Below are 16384 nucleotides of genomic sequence, written 5' to 3'. Positions count from 1 at the left end.
AGGCCTTGTGTTCGTACGGTCGCTGCGACTACAGACGAGGACAGGCTCGCCCGACAGGGGCGCGCCAGGGCAGGGCCTATGGTGTCGACCATGTCAACCCACTGCCTCGCAACGCTGGCAACAAAAATGATGAAACGAAGACGAGTCCTGCATCCGACCCTGGTGGGTTTTTTGGTGTCGCTGGCCGGGCTGACCGAACTCACCGTCGCAGCCGAGCCCGTCCCGGGGACGGTTGTGCTCGAAGGTTTCCAGGCCAACCCGGCCCGTCCACGCCAGCGCTTGCTGGTGGTGGGGGACAGTACAGCGGTCGGCACAGGCGCCAGCGCGCCGGCGCAGAGCCTGGTAGGCCTGATCGGGCGCGCGCACCCAGATTGGATGATCCGCAATCTGGCGCTCGATGGCGCGAAGCTAGAGGACATCGCCGCGCAGCTGCGCGTCGGTGCCGAGTCTTATGACCGCCTATTGATTCTGGGCGGCGGCAATGATGTGATACGGCTGAGCTCTCTGCCGCAAATGCGCGAGCAGCTCAACACCATTCTTTCCCTGGCCAAGCAGCGCTCGTCCACGGTGGTGCTGATGCCAGCAGGCAATGTCGGCAATGCGCCGTTCTTCTTCTGGCCGCTGTCGCGCTGGATGACGCAGCGCTCGCGCGAGCTGCATGCGCTGGCGGCCCAGCTGGCCGCGGTGCACGAGGTAAGCTATGTACGACTCTTCAAGGAGCGCGCCGAGGACCCCTTTGTGGCCCAGGCTAAGCTGCTGCATGCCGACGACGGCATCCACCCCAGCGATGCCGGCTATGCGCTGTGGCTGCGCGAGCTGCAGGCCCAGGCGCCTGGCCTGTTCTAGCCGCTACCCAGTGCCCACCAGGGCGGCAACAGGCGCTTCACCTGAGGCTGTGCGAAGCGGTCATCGATCAGATGCAGTACGCCCCGGTCGCTGGGCGTGCGTATCACCCGGCCGGCCGCCTGCACGACCTTCTGCAGGCCGGGGAACAGATAGGTGTAGTCGTAGCCGGTGCCGAACATGGTCTGCATGCGCTGCCGGATCTGCTCGTTGACAGCGTTAATCTGCGGCAACCCCAAGGTCGCGACAAAGGCACCGATCAGGCGCCGGCCCGGCAGGTCTATGCCTTCGGAGAAAGCACCGCCCAGCACCGCGAAGCCGATGCCGGCGCCCTCCTCGGCAAAGCGGGCCAGGAACTGCTGGCGCTCGGCCTCAAGCATGCGACGCGACTGGATCCAGATCGGCAACTGCGGCTGCTCGCTCGCCAGCCGCTCGGCCACCTGCTGCAAGTAGTCGTAGCTGCTGAAAAAGGCCAGGTAGTTGCCGGGCTGCTGAGCGTACTGCCGGGCAATCAGTGCAGCGATCGGGGCCAGCGAGGCTCGGCGATCAGGGTAGCGGGTCGAGATCGTGCGGCTGATGTGAACCTGTAGCTGGGCCGCTTCAAATGGCGAGCCGACCTGCAGCGTTGCATGGGTCTCGGGCAGGCCCAGCAGGTCGGCGTAGTAGTCGCGCGGCTGCAGGGTCGCCGAGAACAGCGTGCTGGTGTGAGCCGCCTCTAGTCGGGGGCGCAAGAAGGGCGCGGGCACGATGTTGCGGATGCACAGGGTCGAGTTCCCGGCCACCGCTGCCGCGGCAGGCCGGCTCAGATCGACCAGCGAATGGCTGTCCAGCAGCTCGGCCATACGGCCCCAGTGCAGGGCCTCGAAGTAGAAGGTCTGCAGGGCCGCATCGGACTCAGCCGGATGTTCGCTGAAATGCTCGGTGATGGCGCCGCTACAGGCCTGCAGCGCGTTCAGCAGGGGCTCGGGTATGGCCTCGTAGACGCGGTAGGGTTCGGTCTGGGCCTTGTCGAGCGTGCGCCAGGCGCGGGCCAGCTTGTCCAGCGCCTTCTTCAGCGCCGGGTGGGCGCGCGCAGCCGGCGAGCGGCGCGCCTGCGCCAGGCTGTCGGGCAGCAGCTCGGCGGTGTACATCTTGCGACCGCGCTCGACCAGGTTGTGGGCCTCGTCCACCAGCAGGCCGACCCGCCACTGGTTGGCCTGGGCCAAGCCGTGCAGCAGGGCACTGAGATCGAAGTAGTAGTTGTAGTCGCCGACCACGACATCGGCCCAGCGCGCGAGTTCCTGGCTCAGGTAGTAGGGGCAGACCTCGTGCTGCAGCGCCAGCTCGCGCACCCGGGCCTGGTCCAGCGCTCCCGCTTGTGCCACGGCAGCCGCGCGGGCCCCCGGCAGGCGGTCGTAAAAGCCCAGCGCCAGCGGGCAGGAATCGCCGTGGCAGGCCTTGTCCGGGTGCTCGCAGGCCTTGTCGCGCGCCACCATCTCGAGCCGGCGCAGTCCCGTGGCGTCCAGGGCCTCAAGCGCGTCCAGCGCGAGCTGGCGGCCAGAAGTTTTGGCTGCCAGGAAGAAGATCTTGTCCAGGCGTTGGGCCGGTGCGGCCTTCAGCAACGGGAACAAGGTGCCGGCGGTCTTGCCGATGCCAGTTGGCGCCTCCGCCAGCAGGCAGCGACCGACCTGGGCCGCGCGGTAGACGGCCTCGGCCAGCTGGCGCTGGCCGGCGCGGAACTCGCCGAAGGGGAACTGCAGCGCCTGCAGCGCGGCGTCGCGGGACCGGCGGTGCGCCACCTCCTGCTCGGCCCAGGCAAGGAAGCGCTTGCAGTGCTGCTCGAAATGCAGCCGCAGTTCGGCTGCGGGGCAGCGTTCGCTGAGCAGGGTTTCCTGCTGGCTACCGACATGGAAGTAAACAAGGGCCACCTCCAGCTCGTCCAGCCCCTCCTGCTGGCACAGCAGCCAGCCGTAAATCTTGGCCTGGGCCCAGTGCAGCCGGCGGTGCGAATCGGGCTGGTCCTGCAGCCGGCCCTTGTAGGTTTTGATCTCCTCCAGGCGCTGCAGCTCGGGCTGATAGCCGTCGGCCCGGCCGCGCACGTGCAGGCTTTGATAGTCGCCGCTCAGGCTTAGCTCGGCGCGGTAGCCTTCGCCACGGCGGTCTGCGACCAGGGCATGGCCGGCCATGCCCTCCAGCGCGGTCGGTGCCGGTGTGAAGCGCAGGTCCAGACTGCCCTGCTTGGCGGTGAACTCGCAAAGCTCCCGCACCGCGACTCGGTAGCGGGGGGCGGCCGAGGGTGGCGTTTCGTTCACGGCAGCTGCGGCGCGGCGCCATCCTCGCCCAGCCGGGCCTGCAGGCCCTCGCGCTGGCTGTGCAGCGGCGTCGCCTTGGCCAGCGCCAGCCAGACTGCGAATGGCAGGCTGCGGCTGCAATGCCGGGCCGGTCGCAACAGCTCGAAACGGCCGTCGGCCAGGCTGCCCTGCAGCACCCAGATGCCGAACTGCTCGGGGATCTCGTTGGGCTGGGCCACGCCGGCCGGAAACACATAGAAGCACTCGCAGCACAGCCATTCATAGGCCTGTCGCTTGGCCGCATGGCGCAGGTCGGACAGCAGGTCGGCGCGGCTGAACTTGATCTCATGCACCTGGGGGCGCAGATAGGCCTCGACCGAAGTGTTGCGCACCGAGAACAGGTCGGGGCGGGCCATGCGCCAGTTGTTCTTCAGTTGAGTCGGCGGTGGCTCGGCCTCGTCCCACAGCGGCGGCTTGTCGTCTGCTGCGACCGGCTCGCTGGCGATCAGCGCGCGCAGCGACAGCTCATGCCAGACGATGCGGCCCTCGGCCAGAAGTTCCTCGGCGAAGCGCTGGGCCAGCCGGTCATGGGCGCTGAGCGGGCGTTGCTGCTGCTGGCGCTGCTGGGCCAGCCAGGCGATGCCGGCCTCCGTGAGCCGCAGCGTTTCGCGGCCCTCGGCACAGAGCTGCTGCGCCAGCATGCCGGCAGCCAGCAAATCGAGCTCGATGCCGTCCTTACATGGCCAGCCCGCCGAGCGCCAGATCTGGGTCAGACGGCTGCGGTGAGAGCGGTTCAGGACAAGCTCGACCATGGCGGCGGCGGAGGAAGTGATGTAAATACTGATTATAAATACAGCATTTCACTGAGATTGCTCAGCCGACCGCATCGATGCGGACCTGCTCGAAGCGCAGAGCGCCCTCATCGAAGTCCCAGCGCTCGACGACCCTCTGCGGCAGCCGGACCACGTTGACCGAGTTGCCCGCGCCGGGCCGCAGTCGGGCACTGACCGCGGTACCGGCCTGCACGGCCCATAGCGGCCTGGATGACCCCGTGTGCGTGAGGCCTAGCGGCAACACAAAGGGCAGGTGAATATGGCCGCCGACAATCAGGTCCAGCCCTGCCTCGGCCCAGCGCCACAGCGCCTCCTGGTGACCGCGCAGCCGGTTGTTCAGGTCGCAGGCCTGGGTGACGGCCAGCGGCTGGTGCACCATCACAATGCGGCACTGCTCGGGCGAGGCGGTCTGTAGCCGATGTGCGACGCGCTCGATCTGCTTGGTGCAGAGCTCGCCGTGCTTGTGCCGCCACCAGCGCGTCGTGTTGAGTGCCAGCACCAACACCTCGGCGTTTTCGAACTCAGGCTCCAGCTCGGCGCCGAAGGCTTGGCTGTAGCGCCGGTAAGGCCAGAGCAGCCGCGCTAGCGGGTTGAACAGCGAGATGTCGTGGTTGCCTGGGATGGCCAGCACATTCGGCAGCCGCAGCCGCTCAACAAAGGCGCGGGCGGCGCTGAACTGGGCCGGTGTGGCGCGTTGCGTGATGTCGCCGCTGAGCAGCAGTACATCGGGGCGCAGGTCCTGAGCAAGCCGCTCTAGCGCGGCGATGACCGTTGGGCGCTCGGTGCCGAAATGGGTGTCGGAGATCTGCAGCAGCAGCGTGCTCATCGCGCCTCCGGCTCGGTAGCCCTTTCGGCGGCCGGCCCTGCCGGGCGTATAAGCAGCAGAGGCTCGGGCGCGACGCGGAACTGCAGCGGCAGTTTCATCCAGACAATCTCGCCATCAGTGGCCAGCTTGATGCGCCCCAGGCCGAAGCGCCGGGAGGCCTGCACGGTCAGGCATGCAAACGAGAAGTTGAACAGCTGCGATGCCTCGCCGAGCCGGCCCAGCGCGCCGCGCAGCAGTAGGCCCAGCAAGGCCCAGCGGCCCAGCGGCCGCAAGGTGATGCCGGCGAGCTGGCCGGCATCAATGGCATGGGCCTCGGGCAGGCCGATCTGCTCCATCTGCAGCGCGTTGTTGCCGACGAACAACGTCGGGGTGCGGATCTGGCGGATCGCGTGGGTCTCTCCGCGCAGCTCGATGCTCAATCGCAGATTGCTGTGGCCCTGCATCAGGGTCAGCAAGCCGGCGAGAAAGGCCACCGGCCGGCTGCGGCCCAGCTGTTTCTTCCAGTATTCGCGGTCCTCCAGCAGTTTTGGATACAGGCCGAGGCTCGCATTGACCAGAAAGACCCGGTCGTTCACCAGGCCCACCTGCACTGGCTGCGGGCTCTCATGCAGCAGTACTTGCAGCGCGGCACCGAGCTCGGCTGGGATGCCATGGGTGCGGCTGAAATAGTTGAAGGTGCCGCGGGGCAGTACACCGAAGGCACAGCCGCTGCCCAGCACCGCCTGGGCCACCGCATTGATCGTGCCGTCCCCGCCGGCAGCGACGACGATGCCACGCACCTTCTGCGCCCGCTGCACCGTCTCGCGGGCGATGCGGTGGATCTGGCGCGGGTCGTCGATGCCCTGCAGATGCAGCTCGCGACCGGCTTCCCGGCAGGCCGTCTCGATGGCGGATTGCAGCTCGGCCGCCTCGCCATGACCCGAGCCCCGGTTGAAAATGACGAAAAGGGCAGGGGCGGCGGTCGTCATCGGCGGCGGCTCGTGGGGCTCAGGGCGCGCTGGACGGTCGGCGTCGGTAACTGGCGAAATCGTAGGCCAGGCCCTGGGCACTGCGCTGCGACTTTCGGGCCAGGCAGTCGAATTGCCCGGCGTCCCAGGCGGGGAAGAAAGCATCGGCGCCGTCAAAGTGCGCGGAGATTTCGGTCAGCTCCAGCCGCGTGGCTCGGGGCAGGGCCAGCGCATAAATCTCCGCACCGCCCATCACGAAAACCTGGTCCGTGCCAACGCAGGCTGCCAGCGCAGCGTCAAGCGAGGCGTGGACCTCGGCGCCGTTCAGGTTCAGATCTGGCTGGCGGCTCAGCACCAGATTGCGTCGGCCGACCAGCGGCCGAAAACGCGGAGGGATTGACTCCCAGGTCTTGCGTCCCATGATGACCGGATGCCCCATCGTCAAGGCCTTGAAACGGGCCATGTCCTCGGGCAGACGCGCCAGCAACTCGTTGTTTCTGCCGATGGCCCCGCCATCGGCCACGGCGGCGATAAGGACCAGCTCGCTCAGCCCCCCGGGGGTGGCGTTCGGATACTCGCGGACGGAGGGCATGTTCATACCGCCACAGGCGCCTTGATGGCCGGATGGTGCTGATAGCCCAGCAGTTCGAAATCATCGAACTCGTAGTCGAAGATCGAGTCCGGGCGGCGCTTGATGTGCATCTGCGGGTAGGGGAAAGGCGCGCGCTCCAGCTGGGTGCGCACCTGTTCCTCGTGATTGCTGTAGATGTGGCAATCGCCCCCGGTCCAGACAAAGTCGCCCAGCGCCAAGTCGCATTGCTGGGCCAGCATCTGCGTCAGCAGCGCATAGCTGGCGATATTGAAGGGCACGCCGAGGAAAATGTCGGCGCTGCGTTGGTAGAGCTGGCAGGACAGCTTGCCTTCGGCGACATAGAACTGGAAGAAGGCGTGGCAGGGCATCAAAGCCATCTTGCCGAGGTCGGCCACATTCCAGGCGCTGACGATGATACGGCGCGAATCGGGATTGCTTTTGAGCTGTTTGACGACCTCCGCGATCTGGTCGATGTGACCACCGTCCGGGGTCGGCCAGCTGCGCCACTGCACGCCGTAGACGGGCCCCAGGTCGCCATCCTCGCGCGCCCATTCGTCCCAGATTGTGCAGCCGCGCTCCTGCAGCCATTTGACATTGGAATCGCCGCGCAGAAACCACAGCAGCTCCAGGATGATGGACTTCAGATGCACCTTCTTGGTCGTCACCAGCGGGAAGCCCTTGCTCAGATCGAAGCGCATCTGGTGGCCAAACACGCTGCGCGTACCGGTGCCGGTGCGGTCGGTCTTGTGCACGCCATGCTCATGGACATGGCGCATGAAGTCTTCAAACTGGGAGCTGTTGGACGTGGTCATGTCAACATTCTAGGGGCCGTCCCCGTCAGCATTCGACGATGTTGACCGCGAGACCGCCTCGCGCCGTTTCCTTGTACTTGGTCATCATGTCGGCGCCGGTGTCGCGCATGGTCTTGATGACCTTGTCGAGGCTAACGAAGTGGGTGCCGTCGCCGCGCAGCGCCATGCGGGCCGCATTGATGGCCTTGACCGAGGCAATCGCGTTGCGCTCGATGCAGGGGATCTGCACCAGGCCACCGACTGGATCGCAGGTCAGACCCAGATGGTGCTCCATGCCGATTTCGGCGGCATTCTCGACCTGCTCTGGCGTGCCGCCCATCACCTGGCACAGCGCACCGGCGGCCATCGAGCAGGCCACGCCGACCTCGCCCTGGCAGCCGACTTCGGCGCCCGAGATCGAGGCGTTTTCCTTGTAGAGGATGCCGATGGCCGCAGCCGTCAGCAAGAAGTCGACGATGCCGTCCTCGCTGGCGTGGTGGACGAAGCGGGCGTAGTAGTGCAGCACCGCCGGCACGATGCCGGCCGCGCCATTGGTCGGTGCGGTGACGACACGGCCGCCGGCGGCGTTCTCCTCGTTGACGGCCAGCGCATAGAGATTGACCCAGTCCATCACCTGCAGCGGATCGCGCAGCGCGGCCTCCGGATTGGCGGTCAGGTCGCGGTGCAGCTGGGCTGCGCGGCGCTTGACTTTGAATCCGCCCGGCAGGATGCCCTCGGTCTTGCAACCGCGCGTGACGCAGTCCTGCATCACCTGCCAGATCTTCAATAGGCCGGCGCGGGTCTCCTCATCGCTGCGCCAGTGACGCTCGTTGCGGCGCATGATCTCCGCGATGCTGATGCCGTGCTGCTTGCTCAGCGCCAGCAAGTCATCGCCGCTGTGGAAGGGGTGGGGCAGCACGGCGGCATCGGGCGCGATGACTTTTTGCTTGCTGCCGTCGGCCGCCACCTCGTCGCTAACGACAAAGCCGCCGCCGACCGAGTAGTAGACGCGGCTGGCGATCTCGGTGCCCAGGGCATCGAAGGCCAGGCAGCGCATGCCGTTGGCATGGAACGGCAGGGATTCTCGGCGCTTGAAGACCAGGTCCTTGGCTTCGTCGAAGCCGATTGCCTGCTCGCCGATCAGGTTCAACGAGCCGCCTCGAATGCCTGCTAGCAGATCGGGGATGGCCTCGATGTCCACCGTGTCGGGTTCATGGCCAGCCAGGCCAAGCAGCACGGCCTTGTCGCTGCCATGGCCCTTGCCGGTGGCACCCAGGCTGCCGTAGAGCATCACCTGGACACGGGCACAGCGCTCGAGCAGACCCTCGTGCTTGAGTCGCAGGCCGAACAGCCGCGCCGCCCGCATCGGGCCGACAGTATGCGAGCTCGATGGCCCTATACCGATCTTGAAGAGGTCAAAAACGGAAACGGCCATCGTGGCTTCCTTGCCTTATTGCTGCTCGTACTCGGAGAGAGGCACGCAGCTGCAGAACAGATTGCGGTCGCCGTAGACGTTGTCGACCCGGCCCACTGGCACCCAGTACTTCTGGCGCCGCAGCGTGGCGACCGGGTAGGCCGCCTCCTCGCGGGTGTAGCCATGGGTCCAGTCGGCCTTGAGCAGGCTCTCGGCCGTGTGCGGCGCGTTGACCAGCGGGTTGTCCTCGCGTGACCAGCTTCCAGCTTCCACCTTGGCAATCTCGGCACGGATCGCCAGCATCGCGTCGCAGAAGCGGTCCAGTTCTGCCTTGGACTCGCTCTCGGTCGGCTCCACCATCAAGGTGCCAGCGACCGGGAAGGATAGCGTGGGTGCGTGGAATCCGTAGTCGATCAAGCGCTTGGCCACGTCTTCGGCGGACACACCCGAGCTTTCCTTGAGCGGGCGCAGATCCAAGATGCACTCATGGGCAACGCCGCCGCCCTTGACGCCTGCGATATTCCCGCTGAAGTGGATGTCATAGGCGTCGGCCAGGCGGGCGGCTACATAGTTGGCCGACAGGATGGCAGTTTCGGTCGCCGCAGTCAGGCCGTCGGCCCCCATCATGCGCACATACATCCACGAGATTGGCAGCACGGCCGCATTGCCCAGCGGGGCTGCGGAGACGGCGCCGATATTGGTCTCGCTGCCGAGGCCCGCGCTGCGGTGTGCAGGCAGGAAGGGCACCAGATCCGCGACCACGCAGACCGGACCGACGCCCGGGCCGCCGCCGCCGTGTGGGATGCAAAATGTCTTATGCAGGTTCAGGTGCGAGACATCGCCGCCGAACTCGCCCGGTGCGGCCACGCCGACCAGGGCATTCATGTTTGCGCCGTCCACATAGACGCGGCCTCCATGGCTCTTGACCAGCGCGCAGATCTCCTTGACATGGGTGTCGAACACGCCATAGGTCGAGGGATAGGTGATCATGATGGCGGCCAGGTTCGCGCTGTGCTGCTCGCACTTGGCCTTCAGATCGGCCAGATCGATATTGCCTTCGGCGTCGCACTTGGTCACGACCACGCTCATGCCCACCATTTGGGCCGAGGCCGGGTTGGTGCCGTGGGCCGACTCGGGGATCAGGCAGATCTTGCGATGGCCTTCGTTGCGGGACTCATGCCAGGCCTTGATGGCCAAGAGGCCAGCGTACTCGCCCTGCGAGCCGGCATTGGGCTGCAGACTGATGCCTGCATAACCGGTGGCCTGGCACAGCCAGGCGGTCAACTGCTCGTTGAGCAGCGCATAGCCGGTCAGCTGGTCCTGCGGCGCGAAGGGGTGCACGCCCGCGAACTCCGGCCAGGTGATCGGAATCATCTCGCTGGTTGCATTGAGCTTCATCGTGCAGGAGCCCAGCGGGATCATGCTGCGGTCCAGCGCCAGGTCCTTGTCGGCCAGAGCGCGCAGATAGCGCAGCATCTCGGTTTCCGAGTGGTGGGTATTGAAGACCGGGTGGGTCAGATAGGCGCTGGCGCGCACCAGCTCGGCCGGGATCAACGTGGCGATACCCTTCTCGGCGGAATCGAAGTCGGTGACTCCCGCGCCGAAGACCGCGAGGATGGCGGCCAGATCGCCGCGTGTCGTTGTCTCGTCCAGCGAGATCGACAGGCTGCTGGCCGAGGCGCGGCGGAAGTTCATGCCGGCGGCGACAGCGCCGGCCAGCAGCGCGGCCGTCTTGTCCCCGCTGAGGACCTGCAGCGTGTCGAATGCGCCTGCATTGGCGATTTCATAGCCGAGGCCCTTCAGGGCCTTGGCCAACAGCGCGGTGTAGCTGGCGACGCGCTGCGCGATGCGCTTCAGGCCGTCCGGGCCATGATAGACCGCATACATGCTGGCTACGACGGCCGGCAGCACCTGGGCCGTGCAGATGTTCGAGGTGGCCTTCTCGCGTCGGATGTGTTGCTCGCGGGTCTGCAGCGCCAGGCGGTAGGCCTTGTTGCCATGGGCGTCGATGCTGACGCCGACAAGGCGGCCCGGCAGACTTCGCTTGAACTCGTCCTTGCAGGCCATATAGGCAGCATGAGGGCCGCCTGCGCCCATCGGCATGCCCAGGCGCTGGGTCGTGCCGATTGCGATGTCGGCGCCTTGCTCGCCGGGGGCTTTTAGCAGCGTCAAGGCCAGCAGATCGGCCGCGGCGATCAGCAGCGCGCCCTGCGCATGCAGCGCGTCGGCGGCTGCCTGCAGGCTGCGGATCTCGCCGTTGACGCCGGGGTACTGCAGCAGCGCGGCAAAGCAGGCGCTCTTGCCTGCCTCGGCGGCCGGGCCGACCTGCACCGTGATGCCCAGCGGCGCGGCACGGGTCTCGATCACTTCCAGGCTTTGCGGCAGCACATCGTCGGCGACGAAGAAGACCTGGCTCTTGCTCTTGCCCACGCGGGCGGCCAGGGTCATCGCTTCGGCTGCGGCGGTGGCCTCATCGAGCATCGAGGCATTGGCGATGGCCATGCCGGTGAGGTCGGTGACCATGGTCTGGAAATTGACCAGAGCCTCCATGCGGCCTTGCGAGATCTCGGCCTGGTAAGGCGTGTAGGCGGTGTACCAGGCGGGGTTCTCCAGGATGTTGCGCAGGATGACGCCGGGGGTCAGCGTGCCGTAATAGCCCTGGCCGATATAGCTCTTGAGCACCCGGTTCTTGGCGGCAACCGCCTTTAGCTCGGCCAGGGCCTGGGCCTCGCTAGCGGCGGCGGGCAGGTCCATGCCCACGGCGCGCTTGATGCTGGCGGGCACGATGGCCTCGATCAGCGCGCGGCGCGAGGCCGCGCCGATCACCGACAGCATGCCGGCCTCGTCGGCCGCATCGGGACCAATATGGCGGGCGTGGAATTCGGCGGCGTTCTCGAGCTCACCCAGGGGCTTCAGAGCAGACATCAACATGGCAACAATCCTTGCGGGGTACAACAACGGGCACCGGAGTGCCCGTTCTCATCGATTCAGGTCAGCAGCAATCAGCTGTTCTTGACGAGTTCGTCATAGGCCGTGCTGTCCATCAGCGCGTCCAGCTCGGCTGGGTTGCTGAGCTTGACTTTGAAGAACCAGCCGGCCTTCAGCGGGTCGCTGTTGGCCAGCGAGGGATCATCGCGCAGAGATTCGTTGACTTCGGTAATCTCGCCTGACACGGGCATATAGACATCGGCGGCCGCCTTGACCGACTCAACCACGCCTGCCACATCCTTCTCGGCGAAACTGGCACCCACGGCGGGCAGATCGACAAAGACCACATCGCCCAGTGCGTCCTGCGCGTGGACCGTGATGCCCACGGTGGCCGTGCCGTCGGCTTCGATCTGGACCCACTCGTGGTCGGCGGTGTATTTAATAGTGCTCATGGGGTGCTCCGTGAAGTGGGGTGGTGCGACTGATCAGCCGCGGTAGTAACCGTTGGGGGTGAAAGGGGTAGGGCTGACGGTCATCGGCGTGCGCTTGTCTCGCACGATGGCCCAGACCTGAGTGCCCTGGGCCGCATGACTGCTGTTCAGATATGCCAGGGCCACGGGTTTGTTGACCGTCGGCCCCAAGGTGCCGCTGGTGACGACGCCGACCTCGTTGCCGGCCTCGTCGACCAGCTTGGCACCTTCGCGCACCGGCATGCGTTCGCTGCCGACCAGGCCGACGCGCTTGCGTGCGGCACCCCCGGCCAGCTGTGCTTCGACCATGGCCGCGCCCGGATAGCCGCCGGCGCGCGCACCGCCAGCGCGGCGCACCTTCTGGATCGCCCAGGTCAGCGAAGCCTCGACGGGCGTGGTGCTGGTGTCGATGTCATGGCCGTACAAGCACAAGCCGGCCTCCAGGCGCAGCGAGTCGCGCGCGCCCAGGCCGATGGGCTTGACCTCGGCCTGTGCCAGCAGCTTGCGCGCCAGGGCTTCGGCCTGCGTGCCGGCCACCGAAATCTCGAAACCGTCCTCGCCGGTGTAGCCGGAGCGTGTCAAAAAGGTTGGGATGCCGTCTAGCTCAAAGAAGCCGCCGGTCATGAAGGTCAGCTTGGCGACCTCTGGATTCAGGCGCGCGAGCACGGTCACGGCCTGTGGTCCCTGCAGCGCCAGCAACGCCTGCTCGGGCATGGGGATCACCTCGCACTTAGTGCCGATGGTGGCTTGCAGATGGGCGATGTCTTGGACCTTGCAGCCGGCATTGACGACGACGAACAGATCGTCGGGGCGGCGGCAGATCATCAGGTCGTCGAGGATGCCGCCCTGCTCGTTGGTGAAGAGGGCGTATCGCTGTTTGAAAACGCCCAGGTCGATCACATCGACCGGCACGACGGTTTCAAGCGCGGCGGCGGCGGCGGCGCCCACCAGGCGCAGCTGGCCCATGTGCGAGACATCGAACAGGCCGGCCGCGGCACGGGTGTGCTTGTGCTCGGCCATCACGCCCGCCGGATATTGCACCGGCATGTTATAGCCGCCGAAGGGCACCATCTTGGCGCCGAGTTCGAGATGCAGGGCGTGCAGGGGGGTCTTGAGGAGAGCGTCGGCGGACATCTGAAAAACTCCGAGGGCATTCAAACTGCCCACGCCCATTGTGGGCGCGGGGGGATGCCCTCGCTGTCCGGCTTACCTGAGAGATTGACCGCCGGCGTATCGCCAACAGCTTGCCCCTTCGGTGGACGGACTCGAGGCCCGCCTCTCTCCAGTGAGGAACGCCCGGTTCTGGGCGTTTTGTCAGTCCTTTTGCCTGAGCGTTCGCAGCTTGGGATCACCATCGCCACTGCGCCTTCGGCGGCTTTCGCTAGAAAGCTCTCTCCTGACCGCCGGCATTGTAGCCATGGTTTGCCCCAGCAAAAGCCGCTTCAGCGAGTCTTCATCATCGCCCCAGGCAATCTTCAGTTCCCTTGTCGACACTGCCCGCTCATCCTCCTTGCGTCTGCAGCCAACCCTGGACAACGAGCACCTTCATGAACCAAGCCGCCATCTTCGCCGCCGCACCCCTCACCGCCCTTGCCGCTACCCTGCTGCTGGGTCTGTCCGAGGCCCGGGCCCAATCCGAGCCTGCGGGGGGCAACACCTTGGCGCTGGGCATCGGGGCGGGCTTCGATGCCAAGTACGCTGGTGCCAAGAAAGTTGATGCCGGGGTGCTGCCGGTGCTGGACTATCAGATGAGCAACGGTTTCTTCGCCAGCAGTCTGCGCGGCATCGGCTGGGGCGGCAGCAGTGGCCCCATGGGCTACAGCGCGTCGCTGGGGCTGCGCGGCGGCCGCGACGACGAGGACAAGAAGGGCATCTCCGGCGGCTCCAAGGAGCTCAAGGGCATGGGCGAGATCAAGGCCATCGGCACACTCAATCTGGGCCTGAACTACCGCCTGACGGATACCTTGCAGTTCAGCGCGGGAGTGGAACTGCCGCTCAGCAAGGGCAAGGACAAGGACATCACCGAGCTCAAGGACGCCCGTCACGGCAGGGTATTCAGGCTCGGCGCCGAGGCCGGCGTCTGGTCCGACGATCGCCACGAGCTGTCCATCGGGCTCAGCGCCAGTGCCGGTGACAAAAAGTACGTGCAGGCCTTTTTCGGTGTCACCCCGGCCCAGGCCGTCGCGAGCAAGTACGCTGTTTATGCGCCCAAGTCCGGCTTCCATTCGCTGGATGCCAGTGTCAGCTGGAAGTACAAGATCGACTCGAAATGGGGCGTGATGAGCTCGCTGGGCGCGACGCGCCTGCTCGGCGACGCGGCCAAGAGTCCGATCGTGCAGCGCAAGGCCAGCCCGACGGGCATGGTGATGCTGACCTATCTTTACTGAGCCCGGCCCGACCTTAAGCCTGGCCTAAGTCAGGCCCGGCACAGCTGTGGACAATACCCGCATGCGTTTATTGCTGGTGGAAGACGATCAGATGATTGGCGAGCAGCTACTGGACCTGCTGCGCGCCGAGGGCTATGCGGTCGACTGGGTGCGGGACGGCGAGCAGGCAGACACGGCCTTACAGGCCCAGGACTACGATCTGCTGCTGCTCGACCTGGGCCTGCCCCGGCGCGACGGCATGAGCGTGCTGCGTGCCTTGCGCGCGCGCAAGCAGCGCCTGCCGGTGCTGATCGCCACCGCCCGGGATGCGCTGTCGCAGCGGGTCGAGGGGCTTGACGCCGGCGCCGACGACTATGTGCTCAAGCCCTTCGAGCTCGACGAGCTTCTGGCCCGCATCCGGGCGCTGCTGCGCCGCGCCAGCGGACGCGCCGAGCCGGTCTACGAGCATCTGGGCGTCAGCCTGAATCCCGCCACCCATGAGGCCACGGTCGGCGGCCAGTCTGTCGCGCTGTCGGCGCGCGAATGGGCGGTGCTGGAGCCGCTGCTGGCGCGGCCGGGCCTTGTGCTGTCGCGCCAGCAGCTGGAGGAAAAGCTCTACAGCTGGAAGGACGAAGTCAGCAGCAACGCGGTTGAGGTCTATATCCACGGCCTGCGCAAGAAGCTCGGGTCCGGCCTGATCCAGAACGTGCGCGGCCTAGGCTATATGGTGCCCAAGCAATGACGAAGGCAAGACTTGCTCCGTCGCTGCGGCGCCGGCTGATGCTGTTCCTGTTTGGAGCGGTAAGCCTGGCGGCGCTGCTGCAGGCGTGGAGCGCCTACCGCACGGCCTTGCAGGAGGCCGATGCAATTTTTGACTACCAGATGCAGCAGATGGCGTTGTCCATTGGTGGCGCCGCGCCACCGCGCCACCTGCCCGAGGAGCTGGAATTGATCATCCAGGCCTGGACCGACGACGGCCTGCAGCTGTTCGCGCCGGCGCCGCGGGCGCGGCTGCCGCAGCGGGCGGTGCTGGGTTTCACCAATGTCGAGTCCGAGGGCAAGCAGTACCGCGTGTTGTCGATGCAGACCGGCGGCCGGGTGGTGCAAGTGGCCCAGGAACTGGCGGTGCGCCAGCGCTTGGCCGGGCGACTTGCCTGGCGCACGATCACGCCCATCGCCATCGTGCTGCCGCTGCTGATGGCGGTGGTGGGTTGGGTGGTGAGCCGCTCGCTGGCGCCGGTCGAGCGTGTGCGCAAGCAGCTGGCGGCGCGGGCAGCCGAGGATTTGTCGCCGGTGGGCGAGGGCGGCCTGCCGGCCGAGATTCAGCCCATGGTGCAGGAGCTGAACTCTCTGCTGGCGCGCATGCGCCAGGCCTTCGACGCGCAACAGCATTTCGTCGCCGACGCCGCCCATGAGCTGCGCTCGCCGCTGACCGCGCTGAAGCTACAGCTGCAGGCCTTGCAGCGCAGCGGCGGGGAGCCCGAGCGCGCGCTGATCCAGCAGCGGCTTGGCGCCGGCATCGAGCGGGCCGGGCATCTGGTCGAGCAGCTGCTGTTGCTGGCCCGCCAGCAGGCGGCGGGTAGCGTCGATATGCGGCCGGTCGCGCTGGAGCCGCTAACCCGCAAGCTCATGGGCGAGCTGGCCGCCAGCGCGCAGCTGCGGCATATCGACCTGGGCCTGCTGCGGGCCGACGCGGTCAGCGTCCCCGGCCAGGCTGATGCACTTGCCGTGCTGCTGCGCAATCTGCTGGACAACGCTCTCAAGTACACGCCTGAGGGCGGGCGGGTCGACGTGTTGCTGCTGGACGAGGGCGGCGCGGCGCGGCTGCGCATCGAGGACAGTGGCCCCGGCATCGCACCCGAGGAGCGCGAGCGTGTGTTCGATCGCTTCTATCGCAGCAGCGAACAGCAGGCCCAGGCCAGCGGCTCCGGCCTGGGCCTGGCCATCGTCAAGTCGATTGCCGAGCGCCACGGCGCCGGGATCACGCTGGAGCGCTCCGAGGCGCTAGGGGGGCTGCGGGTGGATGTGCTGTTCGATAAGAGCTTGCCTTAAGTACTGCCTAAGTCTTGCTTGTCATAGTGAGCCCATCGTCAATCGACGCTCA

At 66.6% G+C, this 16384-nt stretch carries 14 protein-coding genes and 2 riboswitches; of the genes, 4 read left to right on the top strand and 10 right to left on the bottom strand.

The window, feature by feature from the left end:
• Positions 1 to 129 precede the first annotated feature (129 nt).
• Positions 130 to 846, top strand: a complete 717-nt coding sequence (locus tag OOZ63_RS07775; RefSeq protein WP_266004872.1) for a GDSL-type esterase/lipase family protein — start codon at positions 130 to 132, stop codon at positions 844 to 846.
• Here the strand turns inward: OOZ63_RS07775 and OOZ63_RS07770 are convergent.
• The 10 genes from OOZ63_RS07770 to gcvT form a co-directional block, all read right to left on the bottom strand.
• The gene (locus OOZ63_RS07770) at positions 843 to 3134 is read right to left on the bottom strand and encodes an ATP-dependent DNA helicase (protein WP_266004871.1); all 2292 of its coding nucleotides are present in this window, start codon (positions 3132 to 3134) and stop codon (positions 843 to 845) included. The genes OOZ63_RS07775 and OOZ63_RS07770 overlap by 4 nt on opposite strands.
• Complete coding sequence (locus tag OOZ63_RS07765; RefSeq protein ID WP_266004870.1) at positions 3131 to 3925, bottom strand: hypothetical protein; 795 nt, start codon at positions 3923 to 3925, stop codon at positions 3131 to 3133. The genes OOZ63_RS07770 and OOZ63_RS07765 overlap by 4 nt, the downstream gene beginning before the upstream one ends.
• 61 nt (positions 3926 to 3986) lie before the next feature.
• Positions 3987 to 4772 carry a metallophosphoesterase family protein gene (locus tag OOZ63_RS07760; protein WP_266004869.1) on the bottom strand — a complete coding sequence of 262 codons (786 nt, stop codon included), beginning with the start codon at positions 4770 to 4772 and terminating at the stop codon, positions 3987 to 3989.
• Entirely contained in the window at positions 4769 to 5740 is a 972-nt protein-coding gene (locus OOZ63_RS07755) for a diacylglycerol/lipid kinase family protein (RefSeq protein ID WP_266004867.1), read from the bottom strand. Before OOZ63_RS07755 ends, OOZ63_RS07760 begins: the two co-directional genes overlap by 4 nt.
• 19 nt (positions 5741 to 5759) lie before the next feature.
• On the bottom strand, positions 5760 to 6317 hold the full coding sequence (locus OOZ63_RS07750) for a dihydrofolate reductase (RefSeq protein WP_266004865.1): 558 nt from the start codon (positions 6315 to 6317) through the stop codon (positions 5760 to 5762).
• Positions 6314 to 7123: a thymidylate synthase gene (locus tag OOZ63_RS07745; RefSeq protein ID WP_266004864.1), complete on the bottom strand. Its 810-nt coding sequence runs from the start codon at positions 7121 to 7123 to the stop codon at positions 6314 to 6316. The genes OOZ63_RS07750 and OOZ63_RS07745 overlap by 4 nt, the downstream gene beginning before the upstream one ends.
• A gap of 25 nt (positions 7124 to 7148) precedes the next feature.
• The gene (locus OOZ63_RS07740) at positions 7149 to 8537 is read right to left on the bottom strand and encodes an L-serine ammonia-lyase (protein WP_266004863.1); all 1389 of its coding nucleotides are present in this window, start codon (positions 8535 to 8537) and stop codon (positions 7149 to 7151) included.
• Positions 8538 to 8552: 15 nt separating this feature from the next.
• Positions 8553 to 11447, bottom strand: a complete 2895-nt coding sequence (gcvP, locus tag OOZ63_RS07735) for an aminomethyl-transferring glycine dehydrogenase (RefSeq protein ID WP_266004862.1) — start codon at positions 11445 to 11447, stop codon at positions 8553 to 8555.
• Between the two features lie 71 nt (positions 11448 to 11518).
• Positions 11519 to 11896, bottom strand: a complete 378-nt coding sequence (gene gcvH, locus OOZ63_RS07730) for a glycine cleavage system protein GcvH (protein ID WP_266004861.1) — start codon at positions 11894 to 11896, stop codon at positions 11519 to 11521.
• A gap of 33 nt (positions 11897 to 11929) precedes the next feature.
• A complete protein-coding gene (gcvT, locus tag OOZ63_RS07725; RefSeq protein ID WP_266004860.1) occupies positions 11930 to 13048 on the bottom strand; it encodes a glycine cleavage system aminomethyltransferase GcvT in 1119 nt (372 codons plus the stop codon).
• Positions 13049 to 13101: 53 nt separating this feature from the next.
• Positions 13102 to 13210: riboswitch (glycine riboswitch) on the bottom strand.
• Between the two features lie 9 nt (positions 13211 to 13219).
• Positions 13220 to 13323: riboswitch (glycine riboswitch) on the bottom strand.
• A gap of 138 nt (positions 13324 to 13461) precedes the next feature.
• On the opposite strand from gcvT, the gene OOZ63_RS07720 reads away from it, so the two are divergent.
• The 3 genes from OOZ63_RS07720 to OOZ63_RS07710 all read left to right on the top strand — a co-directional run bounded on the left by OOZ63_RS07720 (position 13462) and on the right by OOZ63_RS07710 (position 16332).
• A complete protein-coding gene (locus tag OOZ63_RS07720; RefSeq protein ID WP_266004859.1) occupies positions 13462 to 14301 on the top strand; it encodes a MipA/OmpV family protein in 840 nt (279 codons plus the stop codon).
• A gap of 61 nt (positions 14302 to 14362) precedes the next feature.
• Complete coding sequence (locus tag OOZ63_RS07715) at positions 14363 to 15022, top strand: response regulator (protein ID WP_266004858.1); 660 nt, start codon at positions 14363 to 14365, stop codon at positions 15020 to 15022.
• On the top strand, positions 15019 to 16332 hold the full coding sequence (locus OOZ63_RS07710) for an ATP-binding protein (RefSeq protein ID WP_266004857.1): 1314 nt from the start codon (positions 15019 to 15021) through the stop codon (positions 16330 to 16332). Before OOZ63_RS07715 ends, OOZ63_RS07710 begins: the two co-directional genes overlap by 4 nt.
• Positions 16333 to 16384: the final 52 nt, after the last annotated feature.

It is taken from the genome of Paucibacter sp. PLA-PC-4 (assembly GCF_026241155.1).
Lineage (GTDB): Bacteria > Pseudomonadota > Gammaproteobacteria > Burkholderiales > Burkholderiaceae_C > Roseateles_E.
This window is presented reverse-complemented; position numbering and strand designations above follow the sequence as displayed.

Bases quoted from the DNA above. Each gene is read 5' to 3' on its own strand.
- OOZ63_RS07765 (WP_266004870.1), bottom strand. From the start codon at position 3,925: ATGGTCGAGCTTGTCCTGAACCGCTCTCACCGCAGCCGTCTGACCCAG.
- OOZ63_RS07760 (WP_266004869.1), bottom strand. From the start codon at position 4,772: ATGAGCACGCTGCTGCTGCAGATCTCCGACACCCATTTCGGCACCGAG.
- OOZ63_RS07745 (WP_266004864.1), bottom strand. From the start codon at position 7,123: ATGACCACGTCCAACAGCTCCCAGTTTGAAGACTTCATGCGCCATGTC.
- gcvP (WP_266004862.1), bottom strand. From the start codon at position 11,447: ATGTTGATGTCTGCTCTGAAGCCCCTGGGTGAGCTCGAGAACGCCGCC.
- OOZ63_RS07750 (WP_266004865.1), bottom strand. From the start codon at position 6,317: ATGAACATGCCCTCCGTCCGCGAGTATCCGAACGCCACCCCCGGGGGG.
- OOZ63_RS07755 (WP_266004867.1), bottom strand. From the start codon at position 5,740: ATGACGACCGCCGCCCCTGCCCTTTTCGTCATTTTCAACCGGGGCTCG.
- OOZ63_RS07775 (WP_266004872.1), top strand. From the start codon at position 130: ATGAAACGAAGACGAGTCCTGCATCCGACCCTGGTGGGTTTTTTGGTG.
- gcvH (WP_266004861.1), bottom strand. From the start codon at position 11,896: ATGAGCACTATTAAATACACCGCCGACCACGAGTGGGTCCAGATCGAA.
- gcvT (WP_266004860.1), bottom strand. From the start codon at position 13,048: ATGTCCGCCGACGCTCTCCTCAAGACCCCCCTGCACGCCCTGCATCTC.
- OOZ63_RS07740 (WP_266004863.1), bottom strand. From the start codon at position 8,537: ATGGCCGTTTCCGTTTTTGACCTCTTCAAGATCGGTATAGGGCCATCG.
- OOZ63_RS07720 (WP_266004859.1), top strand. From the start codon at position 13,462: ATGAACCAAGCCGCCATCTTCGCCGCCGCACCCCTCACCGCCCTTGCC.
- OOZ63_RS07710 (WP_266004857.1), top strand. From the start codon at position 15,019: ATGACGAAGGCAAGACTTGCTCCGTCGCTGCGGCGCCGGCTGATGCTG.
- OOZ63_RS07715 (WP_266004858.1), top strand. From the start codon at position 14,363: ATGCGTTTATTGCTGGTGGAAGACGATCAGATGATTGGCGAGCAGCTA.